Origin of the sequence: Nitrospina gracilis Nb-211 (assembly GCF_021845525.1) — a bacterium.
GTDB lineage: Bacteria > Nitrospinota > Nitrospinia > Nitrospinales > Nitrospinaceae > Nitrospina > Nitrospina gracilis_A.
The window spans coordinates 2,930,434-2,946,803 of record NZ_JAKJKD010000001.1; the positions used below are offsets into that span (position 1 = coordinate 2,930,434).

Consider the following 16,370-nt stretch of genomic DNA (forward strand, 5'->3'; position numbering starts at 1 on the left):
CTATTGGACCCCGCCGGCAGAACGCTGTCAACCTTCCCTTCATCCCGGATGGAGAGAGACCCCGCCGGACCCGTTTTCACGAAAAAAAACTCCCACCCCGGATACCGGGGTGGGAGCTTTGTTTTGAGTTTGGTTAACACAAACCCACGTGTCTCACGACACCCATGGATTACTGGATATTGCCGTTCGCATCCATGGTGTAGCTGGTCAAACTGTCCATATGCTGAGCCGTAGCAGCAAAGCCGGTTTCGATACCGGAACCCTGGATGCTGACCCGAGTGGATTGCACAAAACCGTATTGAGACTGAGTCACGGTATTCACGTTACATTGCCGGCTGGATCCTTCCTCGGCCCAGTAAGCTTTACAACCCAGGTACAGGTTGTGCAGGTTGGACTTGGAGTCCGAGTTGTATGCGCGTGCTTTGTACTGGTTGAACTGAGGAATCGCGATCGCCGCCAAAATACCGATGATGGCGATTACGATCAGCAGCTCGATCAAGGTAAAACCTTTCTCGTTTCGACTAATCATTACTTCTCCTCCTGATAAAGTTAACAGTTTCTGAAATTGAACCTGACTTCTGGGGCACTCGTCGTAATCGTTTGCCCATAGAGTGCAAGCTATATGCCGAACCCGCACCCCCTCCGCTAAAAATAAAATAAGCTAATTAAAATCAATAATTTAAAAATTTTCAATTATTTTAAATACCCCCTCATGCCTCGCCAACCACCCTTTTTAGGGACAAATTATGTCACTTCGAAGACAAAAATTTGTAAACCTCCTTTATATTTAAGGTTTGGACGCCCCTCCTCTTAAAAGGTCTACATATATAAGGAGGCAAGGGCGTTAGCGGGGTGAAGGAGCGCCGGTTCCGGCCTAGCCGTTTGCAGGGGCGCCGGGCCTGCTTCTCCCTTCGCCCGTTTTTTTCTTAAATAAATGAAATCAACCGGATAAGATTGAGGTACCGGATGGGTGGCGGACGGAATGCTTGCATCCCCCCCATCCTACATCATTATTTGTCCTGTTCATATCTCATGATCCCTCACCAAGGTGAACACATCGGAATCCTGGGCGGCAGTTTCGATCCCGTCCACAACGGCCACCTTGGTCTCGCGCGGGCGGCGCGGGCCACCTTTCATCTGGACCGGGTCCTGTTCATTCCGGCGGGGGTTCCTCCACACAAACAAAACCAGTCGATCACGCCGACGCACCACCGTCTGGCAATGTTGCGGTGCGCGCTGGAGGGAGAAGAAGGATTCGAAATCTCGGAGTTGGAAATCGAGCGCGGCGGGGTGTCGTATACGCTCGACACTCTGAAAGGTTTGCAGGCCCGATGGCCGGGCGTCGAACTTTACCTGATCATGGGTGCCGATACGTTTCGCGATTTTTCTACCTGGAAGCAGTATGACCGCGTGTTGCAGGCGAGCCACATCCTGGTGGCATCGCGTCCCGGCCACACTCTCGATGAGGCCGCGGAAGACATGACTGCCTTGATCGCCGACCTGCCGTTTTCCTACAGTCCGGAGACCTCCGATGCCACCCGGCGCACCTTCATTTGCGAGGAAACCGGACGCCGCATCGCGCTCTTCCCAATCCCGCCGCAGGCCGTGTCCTCAACGGAAATCCGGCAGGCGCTCCAGCGCGGCGATACGGTCAAAAAGATGTTGCCACCTGCCGTTACAGGGTATATCATGGCCCATCGTTTATACCAAGCACACCCCCATCCGATGTCTTAATGAGAGAGTCTTTAAGCGAACTCCAACAGTTGGTGGTCAACGCGGCCACCGAAAAAAAAGCTTCCAATATCATTCTTCTGGATCTGAGAAACCGCACGGACCTGACGGATTATTTCCTGATTTGCAGTGGGAATTCCAAGGTACAGGTTCAGGCCATCGCGGACAACATCCTCGAAAAAACCTCGGGCACTCCTTACGACGCTGTTGCGCAGGAAGGATACCAGCAGGGCAACTGGGTGATTCTCGATCTTGGAGACATGATAGTCCATATATTTTTGCAGGAAGTCCGGACACATTTCGACCTGGAGCGGCTTTGGGGGGACGTCCCCGTGATCGCGGCTATGAGCGAATGAACGAATGAACGTGAGGAGATTCCGGAACCATGGACAAAAAGAAAGTTTCCGAGCTGAAGTCCCAGTTGATCCAGATCCGGTCGGAAATTCTGGGAGACTTGGAAAAGAACATCAAATCCAGTCAGGATGAGGAATTCACCCAGCTCGTCTCGGATATGTCGGACGACGCGGCGCGCTCCTCCTCCCGGCAGATGCTCCTCAACCTGGGCGAGCAGGAACGGCAAAAGTTGAAGCTCGTGGAAGAAGCGCTCAGCAAGATCGCCACCGGAGAATACGGCGTGTGCTCCGAGTGCGAATCGAACATCCCGGAAGCTCGACTGCATGTGGTGCCGTTCACGCGATATTGCGTGAAATGCCTCGAAAAACTGGAGCAGGAAGAAAAATTCAACAAGCGGATGGATTCATACGGCGACGAAGCCGGTCCTCTAGGATGAATTCACCGTTCAACTGATTTGAACGACAACCTCCCAACCTGAACACACGACGTGACCCTGAAACTGATCTCAACTCTGATCGTTTTTATTCTGCTGATCGTTTACTTTACCTTCCTCAACCCCAGCGACGTCGAGGTTTACTTCACCCAGCACTTCTCAATGAAAATGCCCATCGTGGTGTTCATGCTGGGCTCGATCCTGGTCGGGGTGGTGTGCACCGCGCTGGCTACGGGTTTCCAGCAGTTCCGCTTATCCCTGCGCCGTTACGGTCAACAGCGGGTGGTGAAGAAGCAGGAAAAACTGCACCGCAAGTGGGAAGAACTGTTCCAGAAAGCCATCAACGAGATCACCAGCGGCCAGCGGGCCAAAGGCATCGCCCTGCTGGAAAAAATCCTCAACCAGGCGCCGGAACATTTTGAAGCGCTCGCACACCTGGGCGATCAATTGCGGGAGGAAGGCGATCCCGAACGTGCAGTGACCATGCACCAGCGGGCGATCAAACTGGACCCGGACAACCTGCCCGTCCGCTTCGCGCTGGCGAAAGACTATGCGGCCCTGGGCAATGTGGAAAAAGAAATCGCGACCTTAAAAGAAATCCGCGGCCGCAATCCCAATTCCCTGCCCACGCTCCGCCGGTTGCGCGACGCGTTTTTGAAAGCGGGCAACCCGGACCAGGCGTACCAGATGCAGAAGGCCATCATGCCGCTCATCCACGACGCCCGTGAGTTGGCGGAGGAACAGGAATTGTTCAGCCAGATCACGTACTCCAAGGGATACCAGCTGTACCAGGAAAAGAAAATTGAGCCCGCGATCGTGGAGTTGAAACGCGCGCTTCGCGAAAACAACCGTTGCCTCCCTGCTTACCTCATGCTCGGCCAGTTGTATCTGGAAAACAGCAATCCCAAGACCGCCATCAAATACTGGAAGGACGGGTTCGAGCTCACCCAATCGCCCCTCTTCCTGCTTCGCCTGCAGAACCTCCACGAGGATATGGACAAACTGCACGACAGCTACAAACTGTACCAGGAGGCCATCAGCGACGCTTCCAATGACGCCCAGCGCGAACTGCTTTCCATGCTCTATGCCCACCACCTCCTCCAGCACGAGGAAAAGGACACGGCCATGGATGTGCTCAACAACATTGAAAACCCGTCGCTCTCCACGCAGATGTACAGGATACGGATCCTGCTCGACCGCAACGATTACGCCCAGGTGGATGAAATCATGCACGCCACGCACAACCGCCTGACCACCGCCATCGAACAGTATGTCTGCACCGCCTGTCACCACACGGGCGACACGTGGCACGCCTTCTGCCCGCAATGCCACGCATGGAACACCATGCGGTTGCAGGCCGAAATCTCGATTTAACCCACAACGTCAGGCCAAAAAAAAACATGGGTCCGAAGACCCATGTTTCTCCTCCTCCAAATAAGCTTGCGGCTTCGCGCCGGTGTTGCGTGGATGTGTGCTCCGCCCGAACGCTTACGGGTTCATCAGCCGCGCATCGAGCAGACGCGTGTTCTTGGAATACGTTTTCGCGGACAACAGAATGCGGTCGCTGAACAGGAAGTACAGACCCTGGTCGGGGTATCGCGCCACCTGCGCCGTCAATGAAGCCGGCACGCCGTAACTCGCCACCACGTCTTCGAACTTCGCGCCGAGGCGGATGTCGCCCTGGTTGAACGCGCCTTTGAAGTTCGGACCGATTTCAATGGCTTCCACCACTTTGCCTTCGGTCAGCGCCCGGATCACGAGATCGTGATTGGGATAGGTGATCTCGATGTTGTCCAAACCCGGATCGGTGCCGCGGTTGATCTTGATGAATTCGGGAATGCCCAAAAGGTCGATCGCGGCTTGCAGGGGCATATCCACCGACAGGTTTTTGCCCACCACAATGTCCGCCGGAGTGGTTTCACCGGGGCGCGGCGCGCATTCCTGTTTCTGTTCCTCCACCGGCGCCGGTGCCGGGGCAGGTTTGGGCGCGTCCTGCGCGAATACTGTCTGCGCCGCAAAAACGAGGCTCATGACCAGCAAAAAATAGTTTCCGGATTTCACAACTCTCTCCTACAAAAGTGGACCCGTTAATCTTGTCAAATCCTGCACCCTACACGATGGAACCGGCCCCGGTCCCTCTAATAACAGTTTATCTATCAATGGATTATGAGCATTATTATAGCCGATTTCGGCATTCAGGTTAAGCGGATAATTGAATTTTCCTGCAAAAAATCAATAACTTCCCTTCATTTTGCCCATTTTAAGGGCGATTTGGGCGAGTTTTATTCCGGAAACCCCGGGTTGCGTCGCCGGTCCCGCTTTTTCTTCGCCTTGTCACGCTCGAACTGCCGCCACTTGTACGGGTCTTCTTTCAGTTGGCTGATGCTTTCGCGCGGCTCCTCTCCCAGCCACAAGTCGTCGAGGGGGGCCGGTTTCTTCGCCGTCTTCTTCGTTTCCTTGGGTAAAAACTTTCGGCGCTCCTCCGCTTCCTTGTTGGTGAGACCGAGTTCCATCGCGACGAGATCCTTGTCGCCCTTCCAGCTTTTGCGGCGTGCCAGCGCTTCGCCGCGCGCCTTGATCTCTTTCGCGTTGACCAGCCCGCTTCGCCAGGCGTCGGGGATGGCGTCGAATCCGTACAGCGCCCCGGCCCACGCCCCGGCCAGCGCGCCCAGCTTGTCGGCCTCGCGTCCGTAGTTGAGTGTGGCGGTGAGCACGGCGCCGAATCCGCCGGGCACATCAACCAGCATGAGCAACGCAAACGGCAGGAGGGTGAGCGCGTGCCCCTGCGTGGGATGCACGATGTCCACCCCGGTGAAGCGCGATGCGTTCTCCGCGATCCACTTGCCCAAAGCGTCGCACTGTCCCGGCTCGTAGCGCGTTTCCAGTTCGCGCAGGGTTTTGCTGAACGCCTGCGGGTCTTTCTCCACCGCATGCCAGGCGTCGCCGTGTTCGACCTGCAACAACGTTTCCACTTCTTCGCAAAATGCGACGGCGTCGCCGAACAGATGTTTCAACGCTCCGGGCTGCGACGCCGATTGCAACTCAAGGCAACGCGTCACAAGAAACCCGGTGAGCGCGGTGCCGACGATCTCCCAGGGATGAATACTGAACAGCCGCGCGAGCTCCACGCATTGGGTGCGGAAGGTTACGGAATTGCGTTTCATGTATGCGGCGATGGGTAGGGCAACGGAGAACGTCGCACCGAAGGCGTACGGTTCATTCGACTTCGCCATGTCCATGCGGTTGAGAAACGATTCGACGGTTTTATAGAAACAACCTTCCGGCCGGCGGAACACACCGAAATACCCTTCGGGTCCGTTCGCGCCCATGCGCATCAGCACATCGGCAATCGCTTCCGGCGCGGGCTTTTTGGTTGCGAGCAACACCTCGCTCACCGCCAGGGCCGCCTGCGTCTGCACGCCGTACAATCCCTTCATGCGGTACCGCTTGACGCCCTTGCCGATGTGAGGCTTGACGTCGTGGTAGGCATCGACGGTTTTGAAATACTGTTTGACGGTTTCGGGTTTGAGGCCTTTTACCGATTGGCCGAGCGCGTCGCCGACGGCCATGCCGTACCAACTGCCGAGGGCTTTGTCGTCGGAGGTGCTCATGCGGGAGGGGTTACCGGATGGCGAACAAGGGGGTGGGGCGGTCCTGCCGGGCCACCTCCACCGGCACCGGTGAAGCGGCGAGCGCGCGGTGGGCGTGGTTCAGTGCCAGCTCCGGCCGGTTGTTCTTTTCGCTCAGGTGCATCAGCACGACCTTTTGCAACTTATCGTGATTGAGAACACTCAACATCTCGCCACAGGTCTGGTTGGAAAGGTGACCCGTTTCGCTGGCCACGCGTTTTTTGAGCGACCACGGGTAGGAACCGTTGATCAGCATGTCAGGATCGTGATTGGCCTCGATCAGCAATACATCCATTCCCTTTAGCCGTGCCTCGACCGTCGGCGTGGACGACCCCAGGTCGGTGGCGTGCCCCAGCTTCAGCGATCCGCACCGCACGACATAAGCCACAGACTCCGCCGCGTCGTGCGGCGTGGGGAACGATTCGATGCGCAGGTCGCCGACCGCCACCTCGTCCTCGCGGGCGATGCACTGCGCCTTTTCGAACGGATCGTGGTGCCGCCGCGCGCCATCGAACGTGCCCTTCGTGGCGTACACCGGAATGCCATGCTTGTTGAGCAGTAACTTCATGCCGCGGATGTGGTCCGAGTGTTCGTGCGTGAGGAAGACCGCGTCGAGGTCGGTGACGTTGCGCTCCACCGCCGCCATGCGCATTTTGAGTTCGCGCAGGGACAGGCCGTTGTCGATGAGGATGCACGCGCGGTCGCTTTCGACAAACAGCGCGTTGCCTTTACTGCCGCTGGATAAAACGGAAAATCTAAGAATGGTCCTCCCCTTTCCCGGACTGCGCCCGGAGCAGGCACGTGGTTTCGTCACCCACTTTAAAACATTGTTTAAAGGAATTCCCCTCTGAATTCCTTTTTTACCGGCTCCTTTTCAAGGAGAGCGTGAAGGGGAGGTAATTAAGCCTGCCTCTTACCCCACCCAACCCTCCCCTTGTAAAGGGGAGGGACTATTAAAACAGGTAAACGTTTCCCGCGCAAACGCGTTTGCCTTTTTCCTCGGACACAGTCCGCGCCCACCGACCATCACAAGGACCAACGAGCCGGTACCCATTTGCTGCGGGCCACGCCCGCTAGTCGTGGTCGATCTGGGCTTTCTGCAGTTTGCCGCTGTAATCGACGAACACCGACTTCCATTCCGAGAAGGTTTCGAGCGCGGCGATGCCCACCTCGCGGTGACCGTTGCCGGTGCCCTTGATGCCGCCGAACGGAAGCTGGATTTCCGCGCCGATGGTGGACGCGTTGACGTAGGTCAGGCCCGTTTCCAGCAACTCGATCGCCTTGAACGCGCGATTGACGTCCTGCGTGTAGATCGCCGACGACAGGCCGTAGGTGGAGTCGTTGACGATGTCCACCGCTTCCTCGAAACTGTTGCAGGCAAGGATGCTGACCACGGGACCGAAGATCTCCTCCTGCGCGATGCGCATTTTGGATTCGACGTCGGTGAACACCGTCGGCTGGTAGAAGTAGCCGCTCTTGCAGACCTTGCTGTTGGCATGACTGCCACCGGTCAGCAGTTTCGCGCCTTCCTCTTTGCCGATCTCGACATAGCGGTGCACTTTTTCGCGCGCCCTGTCGTTGATGAGCGGACCCATGTCCACTTTCTCATCGAGGCCGTTGCCGAGCTTCAGCTTCTTCGCGCGCTCGACCAGCATGTCGGTGAACTTCTTCGCCACTTTTTTGTGAATGACAACGCGACTGCACGCCGTGCACCGTTGCCCCGTGGTGCCGAACGCACCGAACATCACCCCTTCCAGCGCGAGGTTCAGGTTGGCGTCGTCCATGATGATGATGGCGTTCTTGCCGCCCATCTCCAGCGAGTACTGCTTCATCCTCTGCGCACAGGCGCTGGCGATGCCCGCCCCGGTCTGCGTGGAACCGGTGAATGACACCATGTCCACATCCTTGTGTTCGACCAAAGGCGCGCCTGCATCGGGTCCGTAGCCCGTGACCATGTTGACCACGCCGGGGGGCAGTCCCGCCTTCTCGAAAATGTCCATGAAGTTGACCACCGTGAGCGGCGTGTCTTCCGCCGGTTTGATGACGGCGGTGTTACCGCAGATGAGCGCCGGGATCAGTTTCCACGACGGGATGGCGAGCGGAAAGTTCCACGGCGTGATGCAGGCGACGACACCCAGCGGCATCCTCACCGACATGGCGAATTTGTTTTTGAGTTCGGAGGGCACCGTCTCGCCCGCCATGCGCCGGCCTTCGCCCGCGGCGAAGTAGGTGAGGTCGATCGCTTCCTGCACGTCGCCGCGGGTTTCCGCGATGACCTTGCCCATCTCCTTCGTCATGTCCTGTGCCAGCGATTCCTTGTGCTTGACCAACAGCTCGGCGACCTTGTACATGATCTCGCCGCGTTTGGGCGCCGGGGTTTCCCGCCACATCTTTTTGGCCTTGGCCGCGGCGGCGACGGCCTTGTCCACGTCCTTCTTGTTCGACTTCTGGAACCGGCCCAGCACCTCGTTGCAGTTGGCGGGATTGGTGTTTTCAAAAATCTCGCCGCTGGACGAGGCCACCCATTTGCCGTTGATGTAGTTTTTGTATTCCTTCGTCATGCAACACCTCCGAATGGAAATGTATTGAGATCGGACTGGGGGAGCGAAAGGAGATCGATCATTGGCACAGGCCGGGACCCTCCGGAGACCGATGAAGACCCGGGTTCATGAAAAATCCGGTGTCTGGAAAAGAAAATGCGGCCAAAATCACCGCTTAATTGGAATATAGGTAAATGCCAGGGGGAAGTCAAGCGGGCCGGCGGAGGGCCGCCATGCGCGGGGGAATCACTTGGAAATCAAAACTTTTTCCAGTTCCGGCTCAGGGACAGCATCCACGATTTCCACTTTACCGAGAGTGTGAACGAGGATGAAACGGATTTTCTTTTCGCGCGCTTTTTTGTCGCGGTACATGGACTCGATGTAATCGCGTGCGGAAAAATCCGGAAGCGCCGTGGGCAGGCCGTAGAGGTCGATGAGCTTGGTGATGCGCTCCACCGTGGTGGCATCGCAGTATCCCATCTGCTGAGACAGGCGCGCGGCGACGACCATGCCGATGGCCACTGCCTCGCCGTGCTTGTATTGCATGTATTCGGTGAGGGCTTCGACGGCGTGGCCGACGGTGTGGCCATAGTTGAGCACCATGCGGTAATTGCTTTCGCGTTCGTCCTTCTCCACCACCCGCGCCTTGATGGCGCACGAGGTTTCGATGATGTGCGCGAGCGCTTCCGGATTCTGTGCCTGGATCGCTTCCACGTTGTCTTCGAGATACTGGAACAGGGCCGGGTCCTCGATGACGCCGTACTTGATGATCTCCGCCATGCCGGCGCGGAACTCGTCGGGAGGCAGTGTCTTCAAGGTATCGAGGTCGATGATGACGGCGCGCGGCTGGTAGAACGCACCGATCATGTTTTTGCCGAGCGGGTGGTTGACGGCGGTTTTACCGCCGACACTGCTGTCCACCTGCGACAGCAGGGTGGTGGGCACCTGCAAAAAAGGAACGCCGCGCTGGTAGGTGGCGGCGACAAAGCCGGTGAGGTCGCCGATCACCCCGCCGCCCAGGGCGACCATCAATGTATTGCGGTCGTATGCGCTTTCCATGAGGTGGTCATACACCACTTCCGCACTGGCCAGCGTTTTGTGCGACTCGCCTTCCGGAATCTCCACGGTGCGGCTTTCGATGCCTGCCTGCTTCAGTCCCGCTTCCAGCGCAGGCCCGTACAGGGCGCGGATGGACGGGTGCGTGACGATCACCGCGCGGCGCAGACCAGTGAGCGAGGGAACGCTCTCCTCAAGGATGCCAAATAGATTCTGGCCGATCAGGATGTCGTAACTCCTGTCGGCCAGATCTATCCTCAAAACTTTCATTGAAACCTATTCGATGTTTTCCCGCACAATGGTGGGCGTAACGAAAATCAGTAATTCCGAGATGGTATCATCTTGCGAGCGATTCTTGAAGAGATAACCGAGAATCGGAATCTGGTGCAGGTAAGGCACCCGCACGCGGTTTTCGTTGATTTCCTGCTGGAAGAGGCCGCCCAGCACCACCGTGGCGCCGTTGTCCACCAGCACTTCGGAATTGGCTTCCTTGGTGATGATGGTCGGCACACCGTTGACCTGCTGACCGAAGTCGGCCTGGTTCTGGGTGGCGGTGATCTTCATGTACACGTCCTCTTCCGCGGTGATATGCGGCTTGACGGTCAGGTTGATTTCCGCATCGACGAATTCGATCTTCGTGCCTTCGTTGGCGGAAAAGGTCTGATACGGAATCTCCCGGCCGCTTCGGATCTTGGCTTCCTTGTTATCCAGCGTGGTCACCTTCGGGTTGGCGATGGTGCGCGATTTACCCTCGCTTTCGGCGGCGGCAAGAATCAACTGCAACTGATGATCCGCATCGCTCATGGTCAACGTGTACAACCCGGCGGGCGTGGTCACGTTGGTGGCGAGGTCCACCAGGAATTCTCCGTTCAACGTGGTGGGGAAACCCGGGTTGGCGACGTCGATGTTGTTGTTCAGCGTCCATTGCAGACCGAGGTCCTGCGTGAACGACCGCGCGATCTCGATGATACGCGATTCGATCATCACCTGCGGAGTGCGAATGTCCAACGTCTGGATGACCGACACCATTTCCTCAATCTTGTCTTCGATGTCGGTGAGGATCAGGGTGTTGGTCCGGGTGTCGGATGAAATCTGCCCACGGTCCGCAGACTTGATCTTTTCCAGATTTTTCACCATCTCGGCAATGTCTGCGTAACTGATGCGAATCATCTCCGTCACCAGCGGCTCGGATTTTTTGGCTTCCTCCAGCGCCGCTTTGGGTGCGATGCGGATGATGTTGTTCTGGCATTTGCGCGCGAGTCCGTAGTTGTCCAGTATCAGTTCCAGCGCCGTATTCCAGCCGACATCGACCAACCGGACGTTGACGTTGCCGCTCACGTCCGGCGACAGAACGACGTTGAACCCACTGACATCAGAGATGATGCGGAAGATGTTTTTGAGGCTCGCGTTCTGAAAATCGAAGGTGTAGCTTTCCTTCTGGCCACCAAGCAATTGGGCGCAGGTGTCTTCCAGACTGGCTTTGGACCCCGATTCATAAAGAGATCCTTCCTGCTGTCCGCTCGTCATGCCCATTTCCTCTTCAAACGAGGAGGCGGTCTGGGCGACGTCCTTTTTTTCCGCTTCCATGGAAGCGGCCTGAATGCGGACGTCCAGGCTGTTGGGTCCGGTTTTGACGATTTCGTAACTTGCGGTCTGGTTGAGACCGATCTCCAAACGCAGAACCTTCGCTTCTTCAAAGTAAGTCGGCGTGACGGTGCTGACCACTCCCTTGTTGACCTGGATGGCGCCGGTCAGCATACCCTGGGAGGTTCCTGGAAAATCGAGCACCAGGCGGAGCGGGTTTTCCAGTTTGAAGGCGGTGTAATTCATGGAACCGCTGATCCGGAGTTTGATGGAGGTTTCCTTGCCTTCTTGGTCTGCGCTCAGGCCCTGGACTTCGTTCATGACCGAAGCGGGCGCCTCTTCGGTCATTTGAGCCACATTCCAGACCTTGCCGTTTTTTCCATGGGTGCTTTTTCCGGATTTGGTGACGGAAATCCCCTTCATATTTTCCGGCTCAACGGAGGTGTGGCCCTTGTCCCCCGTGGCGCCGAAAACCGGGAACGCCGTCAGACACACGCCCATCACGACGACGGTCAAACAAGAGATATGCATTTTCATGTTTTTGGTTTTCACAACACGCTCCTCATTCATCGGCCGGTTTAGTAAACTCCAGATATCGGGTTTGCGTCCGGATATTGCCCTGATAATCGCGGATACGTTCGATTATGGTGATCTTTTCCTGATCGATGGCCTCGACCACACCGTAGCGCGGGCCCAGCAGGGAACCGACGCGAATGGTGTGCCCGAAGGTATCCGGGGTTTCCACCAAGGCAACGGTCTCCTGACCGTTCCAGATCAGGCCGGACAGTTTCAATTGGCCCAATTCATTTTGCAGGTCGGAGCCGATCTGCATGGACCCAATACCGCTGGCCTTTTCAATCAGGTTTTTGTAGTTGTTGAGTTCCTCGATGATCTCGTCCTTGCTCATTTTCCGCAATTCGCTTTTGTTCTTGAACAACGCCGCATAGTATTCGAGATCGGAATGGAGGCGCGGATCGGTCCGCTTGACAGCGCGGTACACCTCATAAGGAATGGAAGGCAAACCGCCCAGTTCCTGATCCATGCGGCTCCGGAACAACCTCTGTTCCTCCATTCTTTCGTGCATCCGTTCCTGCCGTCCCTTGGCTTCCTCCTGCTGACGTTGAATGGCTTCTATATCCACTTCATCAATCTGAGGCACAAAGGGATCGCGCTTGTCCGTGAACATGTAACGCAATCCCGGAGCAAAAACAGCTTTGAGGGTGTCGAAATCTTCCTTGGTGGATTTCAACCTCCGCACCACTTCCTGCATGGCGCCAACGGCACGCCGGTTCATTTTGGCGATGCCCTCGGCATTTCCTTCCTGGTCCATCTGGTTGTACCAGCGTCCTTCCGGGGACTCATAGAAGCGGACCATCCGCTCGATTTCGCGGTCGCTGAGAGCTCTGTAGCGGAACAAATTGTCGATGATGTGCAAAGACCGCTGATGGTCGCGCAGTTCCATTTTGAGTTTCATGATCAGCTTCTCCGCACTGCCCACCGCGAAGAAATCGTTCAACGGCGCCACGGTCCGCAAAATGGATGCCTTGAATTTGATTTCGTAATCCACCTGGGACTTGGCTTTTTCCAGGCGATTTATCAACTCCAGCCGGCTTTTTTCCGGAGGATTGTTGGTGATGCTTTTGAGAAAACTTTCATACTCACCCCAACGCTTCACATAGCCGGAATCCAGAGATGCCACCCGGCGTCCCAAGGGAGAGCGGAAAAAACGGATGGCGCGGCGGATATGCGTGCGGTTGAAACCGTCCCGCAGGGTCCGGAACTTGGCGTTGTAAAATTCGTTGGTGTTGAACGCACCTTCATACACTTCGTTGATGAGGGTGATGTGTTCCCTGGAAAGTCCAAGAGAGGACAGCAGATTGGGACTGGTGAAGACGGAAGGGTCCATCGTCATCCGGGCCACCAGCGCCTTTTCCTTTTGCGATCCACTGACCACAAACAACTGCCGCACCAGAGACGTTTTATTTTGCGTCCTGGCCGCCTCAAGCGGAGGCACCCAGGCGGCAAGAATCAGCGTGACTGCCATCAGGGACGCCGTGAGCCAGCGCGTGCCGCTTCTGTAGGGGAATCCGTTGGAGTGTTGGGTCTGCGTTTTCATGGTCGCGTTCCACATATGGTTTTATTCACCCTCTTTTTCCGATCCTTCGATGTAAGCAAAAGTTTTTGCCTGAATATCCGTCTTCAACAACAGGACCGCCTCCCGCTTGGCTTCTCCCATTTTCCCCTTCACGGAAACCTGGGTGGTTTCCCGCACCATTTTGAGCTTGGAAATGTTCACCATGCGCAACAAGCTCTGCAAGGTGTCAAAGAAACCGGCCGTACGGTAATAATCCCCGGTGATGGTCATGGTGATGGGGATTTCCTTGTAGAATCTTTTTTCGGAAGCCTCGTCCAGTCGGAAAGTGACGATGTTCACGTCCAGAAACCGCCCCACGTCCGAAATCTTGTTCAACAGCGTGGGCAACTGCTCCACCAGCGGGAGCTGACGTTTCTTTTCCACCAGCGTGCCCGAAAGCGTGGCGACCTGCTTGGTGATCAACTCTTTCTGGGACACTTCCTGCTGGTACAGCTTCAACTTGTCCTGGGTTTTGCCCAGCTTGGTTTCCAAATCGCGGTACTCATCCTGGTAAGCACTGTAGACCAGAAAGTAGTACATCAGGATAACACCGAAGCACAGCACCGCACCCGCCATGATGGCCTGAGGTTTCTGAAACCGGTCCAGCTTGTCGTATGGAATCTTGTCTAAAATTTTATCCATGGTTCAACCTTTTTGCGGAGCCTCAAGTTTAAGCACATGACTGTAAATGGTGAATTCCTTGACCGGATGATTCTTTTCCCATTTCTGTTCGGTCTTCGCCAGCATCACATGGTCGAAGTACGGCAGGGTCCGCAATCGATCCACGAAATGGACGATTGCCTGATGATCGTCCCCCTGTCCGGTGATCTGAATGAATTGATGCGGTTCGAATTCGCGCCCTTCTTTCTCCGCCCTGGCACGCTCTTCCCTCAGCCCGTCCTTGTTGACTCCAAGGAACAGATCCGGAACGTTTGCGAGATCATCCAGCGTACGTTGTTCCACGACGGTCAACCAGACCCCATCCGGAAGACTCCGGCCCAGGTCTTCCAGCAGTTCCGTGGTGCGGCTCCTCTTGGTACGAAGACCATCGATGCCTTTGATGATGTCGCCGTACCGCTCCTTTTTCTTTTTCAGCTTCTGAACCTTCCTGTAATCCGGCGTCAATGTGTTCACCTGGGCCTGCACTTCCTCGATGTCTCCTTCCAACTGCGCGACGGTGACCAACTGCCACGCCCAGACCATGAAGCAAGCCACACCGGCCAGCAAGCCAGCGCTCAGAATGCCGGCAAACAGCTTCTGTATGATGATTTCCCGGACAATGCGCTGGTAGTCGTATAAATTGACGCGAATGAGATTCATGGGTTATTTCACCTTTTGTTCTTTTTTCTTGGACTCCATCTGCTCGAGGTAATCGAACCGCCTCGAAGCCAGGCCAATGGCCACCGCAGACATGGGCGCCATGTGCGCCAGGGCTTTCTTGTCAAAGGTGGAGGGAACCTTGATGGATTCAAACGGATCAAACACCTCCACCGGCACCGCCATGCGGTCGGCGATCAGGCCATCGACCCCGGGAATCAACGCCCCGCCTCCCATGATGAAGACCTTTTCTACCTGGCTGTTGGAAGTGGAGCTGAAAAATTCAAACGCCTTGTGGAGTTCTTCGATGAGTGGATCGAACGAATCGAGGATGACGTTGATCACGTCGTCCTTTTCCACCTCTTCCGGCAGGACCCCATACTTGAATGCCTCGGCATCCTTGGGTTCGAGCTGGAAACGGCTGACCAGATTCTGCGTACACATGCCGCCACCCACCGGAATGTCGCGGGTGAAGGTGCTGACGCCGTCCATGAGGATGTTGAGATGGGTGAACGTGTGTCCGAGATCGACCAGCGCCACCGATCCCATGTCCTTGACATTGCGGGAATTGGCCAGGGCATTGACCATGGCGAACACGTCGAGGTCGACAATCACCGGCTTCAGACCGGCGGCGGCCAACACGGCAAGGCGGCTGTCGATGATTTCGTTCTGCACCGCCACCAGCAGAATGTCCAGCTTCTCCTCTTCCTCATCCTCGATCTCATGCTCTTCAAGAACCGTGCTCGGTTCCAGCACCTGGTAGTCAATGCGCACATCGTCGATGTCAAAAGGAATGTACTGCTCCGCTTCCTCCTGAATCGCATCGGCCAGATCTTCTTCCGGCATGGCCGGCACTCGGATTTTCTTGATCATCACCGCCTCGCCGGAGACGGAAACCACGGCAAACCGGTTGTTTATTTTTTCGGCGGCGAGCAGACGGGTGAGGGCGTCGGTGACCTGCTCCTCATCGCGCACCACTCCATCCGTCACCGATTCCGGTTCCAGGGGCATGAGTCCGAAATTCTTCAACTCAAACTTGCCCGGATCCCCATCGAGCTGGGCGACCTTGATGGAATGCGACCCGATATCAATAGCCAACAACGGAGTTTTGGCCGAAAGAAACATGTAACGTCCTCTGCGTGTGAGATTGGTTTCGCTCTTGACGGGAACCGCCCTCCGGCGAACCGGAATCCGGGCCCCCTCCTCCTGCTTTCCTTTTAATTATCAGGATGCCGCGGCCTCCACCGCCACCTCCATCCATTAATGAAACCGTTGAACTCCGAACGGCATCACGCCTGCTTTCTCCCCTTTCCGGTCTGGCGACGCACCTTGACCCTGGACTTGGATTTGGTTCTACCCTGGCTGGATACCCGGTCGTCGACAGAAGATTCCTCCCCAAAGACTTTCGAGCGCTCCCCCAGTTTGTAACCAAGTGCAAGAATGATTTTGCGTTTGGTGTCCAAGCGGCAATCGTTCCCTTTTTCAATCCGGTCGATGGTTTGCACGGTGACACTGGCTTTCCGTGCGAGCTCGGCCTTGCTCATCATCTTCGACTCGCGGATTTTGCGGACATTATTCACACTGGCCACAAT

The 16,370-nt window shown here is 56.2% G+C and carries 16 protein-coding genes; 4 read left to right on the forward strand and 12 right to left on the reverse strand.

The genetic code is table 11. The features are described from left to right. Window positions 1-169: 169 nt before the first annotated feature. The gene (locus J2S31_RS14655) at window positions 170-529 is read right to left on the reverse strand and encodes a prepilin-type N-terminal cleavage/methylation domain-containing protein (RefSeq protein WP_272908867.1); all 360 of its coding nucleotides are present in this window, start codon (window positions 527-529) and stop codon (window positions 170-172) included. 503 nt (window positions 530-1,032) lie between these two features. Here J2S31_RS14655 and nadD point away from each other — a divergent pair. From nadD to J2S31_RS13890, 4 genes are read left to right on the forward strand one after another with little or no spacing between them, the layout of a single operon-like run. Beyond that, window positions 1,033-1,734 (forward strand): nicotinate-nucleotide adenylyltransferase, encoded by a 702-nt coding sequence (nadD, locus tag J2S31_RS13875; RefSeq protein WP_237099754.1) that lies wholly within the window; start codon window positions 1,033-1,035, stop codon window positions 1,732-1,734. Continuing rightward, window positions 1,734-2,087, forward strand: a complete 354-nt coding sequence (gene rsfS, locus J2S31_RS13880; RefSeq protein ID WP_237099755.1) for a ribosome silencing factor — start codon at window positions 1,734-1,736, stop codon at window positions 2,085-2,087. Before nadD ends, rsfS begins: the two co-directional genes overlap by 1 nt. Before the next feature lie 29 nt (window positions 2,088-2,116). Continuing rightward, window positions 2,117-2,521, forward strand: a complete 405-nt coding sequence (locus tag J2S31_RS13885) for a TraR/DksA family transcriptional regulator (protein WP_237099756.1) — start codon at window positions 2,117-2,119, stop codon at window positions 2,519-2,521. 51 nt (window positions 2,522-2,572) lie between these two features. Further along, on the forward strand, window positions 2,573-3,892 hold the full coding sequence (locus tag J2S31_RS13890) for a lipopolysaccharide assembly protein LapA domain-containing protein (RefSeq protein ID WP_237099757.1): 1,320 nt from the start codon (window positions 2,573-2,575) through the stop codon (window positions 3,890-3,892). A gap of 114 nt (window positions 3,893-4,006) precedes the next feature. Here J2S31_RS13890 and J2S31_RS13895 read toward each other — a convergent pair whose 3' ends face one another. From J2S31_RS13895 to J2S31_RS13945, 11 genes are all read right to left on the reverse strand, one after another. Beyond that, window positions 4,007-4,579: a hypothetical protein gene (locus tag J2S31_RS13895; protein ID WP_237099758.1), complete on the reverse strand. Its 573-nt coding sequence runs from the start codon at window positions 4,577-4,579 to the stop codon at window positions 4,007-4,009. 221 nt (window positions 4,580-4,800) lie between these two features. After that, window positions 4,801-6,129, reverse strand: a complete 1,329-nt coding sequence (locus tag J2S31_RS13900) for an ADP-ribosylglycohydrolase family protein (protein ID WP_237099759.1) — start codon at window positions 6,127-6,129, stop codon at window positions 4,801-4,803. Between the two features lie 10 nt (window positions 6,130-6,139). Then, entirely contained in the window at window positions 6,140-6,961 is an 822-nt protein-coding gene (locus tag J2S31_RS13905) for an MBL fold metallo-hydrolase (protein ID WP_237099760.1), read from the reverse strand. A gap of 259 nt (window positions 6,962-7,220) precedes the next feature. Further along, window positions 7,221-8,708, reverse strand: a complete 1,488-nt coding sequence (locus J2S31_RS13910) for an aldehyde dehydrogenase family protein (RefSeq protein WP_237099761.1) — start codon at window positions 8,706-8,708, stop codon at window positions 7,221-7,223. A 225-nt stretch (window positions 8,709-8,933) separates the two neighbouring features. Next, window positions 8,934-10,013 carry a 3-dehydroquinate synthase gene (aroB, locus tag J2S31_RS13915; protein ID WP_237099762.1) on the reverse strand — a complete coding sequence of 360 codons (1,080 nt, stop codon included), beginning with the start codon at window positions 10,011-10,013 and terminating at the stop codon, window positions 8,934-8,936. A 6-nt stretch (window positions 10,014-10,019) separates the two neighbouring features. Beyond that, the gene (pilQ, locus tag J2S31_RS13920) at window positions 10,020-11,879 is read right to left on the reverse strand and encodes a type IV pilus secretin PilQ (RefSeq protein WP_237099763.1); all 1,860 of its coding nucleotides are present in this window, start codon (window positions 11,877-11,879) and stop codon (window positions 10,020-10,022) included. A gap of 10 nt (window positions 11,880-11,889) precedes the next feature. After that, a complete protein-coding gene (locus tag J2S31_RS13925; RefSeq protein WP_237099764.1) occupies window positions 11,890-13,443 on the reverse strand; it encodes a pilus assembly protein PilP in 1,554 nt (517 codons plus the stop codon). Window positions 13,444-13,464: 21 nt separating this feature from the next. Continuing rightward, a complete protein-coding gene (locus J2S31_RS13930) occupies window positions 13,465-14,103 on the reverse strand; it encodes a type 4a pilus biogenesis protein PilO (RefSeq protein WP_237099765.1) in 639 nt (212 codons plus the stop codon). Window positions 14,104-14,106: 3 nt separating this feature from the next. After that, window positions 14,107-14,781, reverse strand: coding sequence for a PilN domain-containing protein (locus tag J2S31_RS13935; protein ID WP_237099766.1), 675 nt, complete (start codon window positions 14,779-14,781; stop codon window positions 14,107-14,109). 3 nt (window positions 14,782-14,784) lie between these two features. Further along, complete coding sequence (gene pilM / locus J2S31_RS13940) at window positions 14,785-15,903, reverse strand: type IV pilus assembly protein PilM (RefSeq protein WP_237099767.1); 1,119 nt, start codon at window positions 15,901-15,903, stop codon at window positions 14,785-14,787. Window positions 15,904-16,067: 164 nt separating this feature from the next. Beyond that, the gene (locus J2S31_RS13945; RefSeq protein ID WP_237099768.1) at window positions 16,068-16,367 is read right to left on the reverse strand and encodes a helix-turn-helix transcriptional regulator; all 300 of its coding nucleotides are present in this window, start codon (window positions 16,365-16,367) and stop codon (window positions 16,068-16,070) included. Window positions 16,368-16,370: the final 3 nt, after the last annotated feature.

Bases quoted from the DNA above. Each gene is read 5' to 3' on its own strand.
- pilM (WP_237099767.1), bottom strand. From the start codon at position 15,903: ATGTTTCTTTCGGCCAAAACTCCGTTGTTGGCTATTGATATCGGGTCG.
- J2S31_RS13910 (WP_237099761.1), bottom strand. From the start codon at position 8,708: ATGACGAAGGAATACAAAAACTACATCAACGGCAAATGGGTGGCCTCG.
- J2S31_RS13885 (WP_237099756.1), top strand. From the start codon at position 2,117: ATGGACAAAAAGAAAGTTTCCGAGCTGAAGTCCCAGTTGATCCAGATC.
- J2S31_RS14655 (WP_272908867.1), bottom strand. From the start codon at position 529: ATGATTAGTCGAAACGAGAAAGGTTTTACCTTGATCGAGCTGCTGATC.
- J2S31_RS13935 (WP_237099766.1), bottom strand. From the start codon at position 14,781: ATGAATCTCATTCGCGTCAATTTATACGACTACCAGCGCATTGTCCGG.
- J2S31_RS13925 (WP_237099764.1), bottom strand. From the start codon at position 13,443: ATGAAAACGCAGACCCAACACTCCAACGGATTCCCCTACAGAAGCGGC.
- nadD (WP_237099754.1), top strand. From the start codon at position 1,033: ATGATCCCTCACCAAGGTGAACACATCGGAATCCTGGGCGGCAGTTTC.
- J2S31_RS13930 (WP_237099765.1), bottom strand. From the start codon at position 14,103: ATGGATAAAATTTTAGACAAGATTCCATACGACAAGCTGGACCGGTTT.
- rsfS (WP_237099755.1), top strand. From the start codon at position 1,734: ATGAGAGAGTCTTTAAGCGAACTCCAACAGTTGGTGGTCAACGCGGCC.
- J2S31_RS13900 (WP_237099759.1), bottom strand. From the start codon at position 6,129: ATGAGCACCTCCGACGACAAAGCCCTCGGCAGTTGGTACGGCATGGCC.
- aroB (WP_237099762.1), bottom strand. From the start codon at position 10,013: ATGAAAGTTTTGAGGATAGATCTGGCCGACAGGAGTTACGACATCCTG.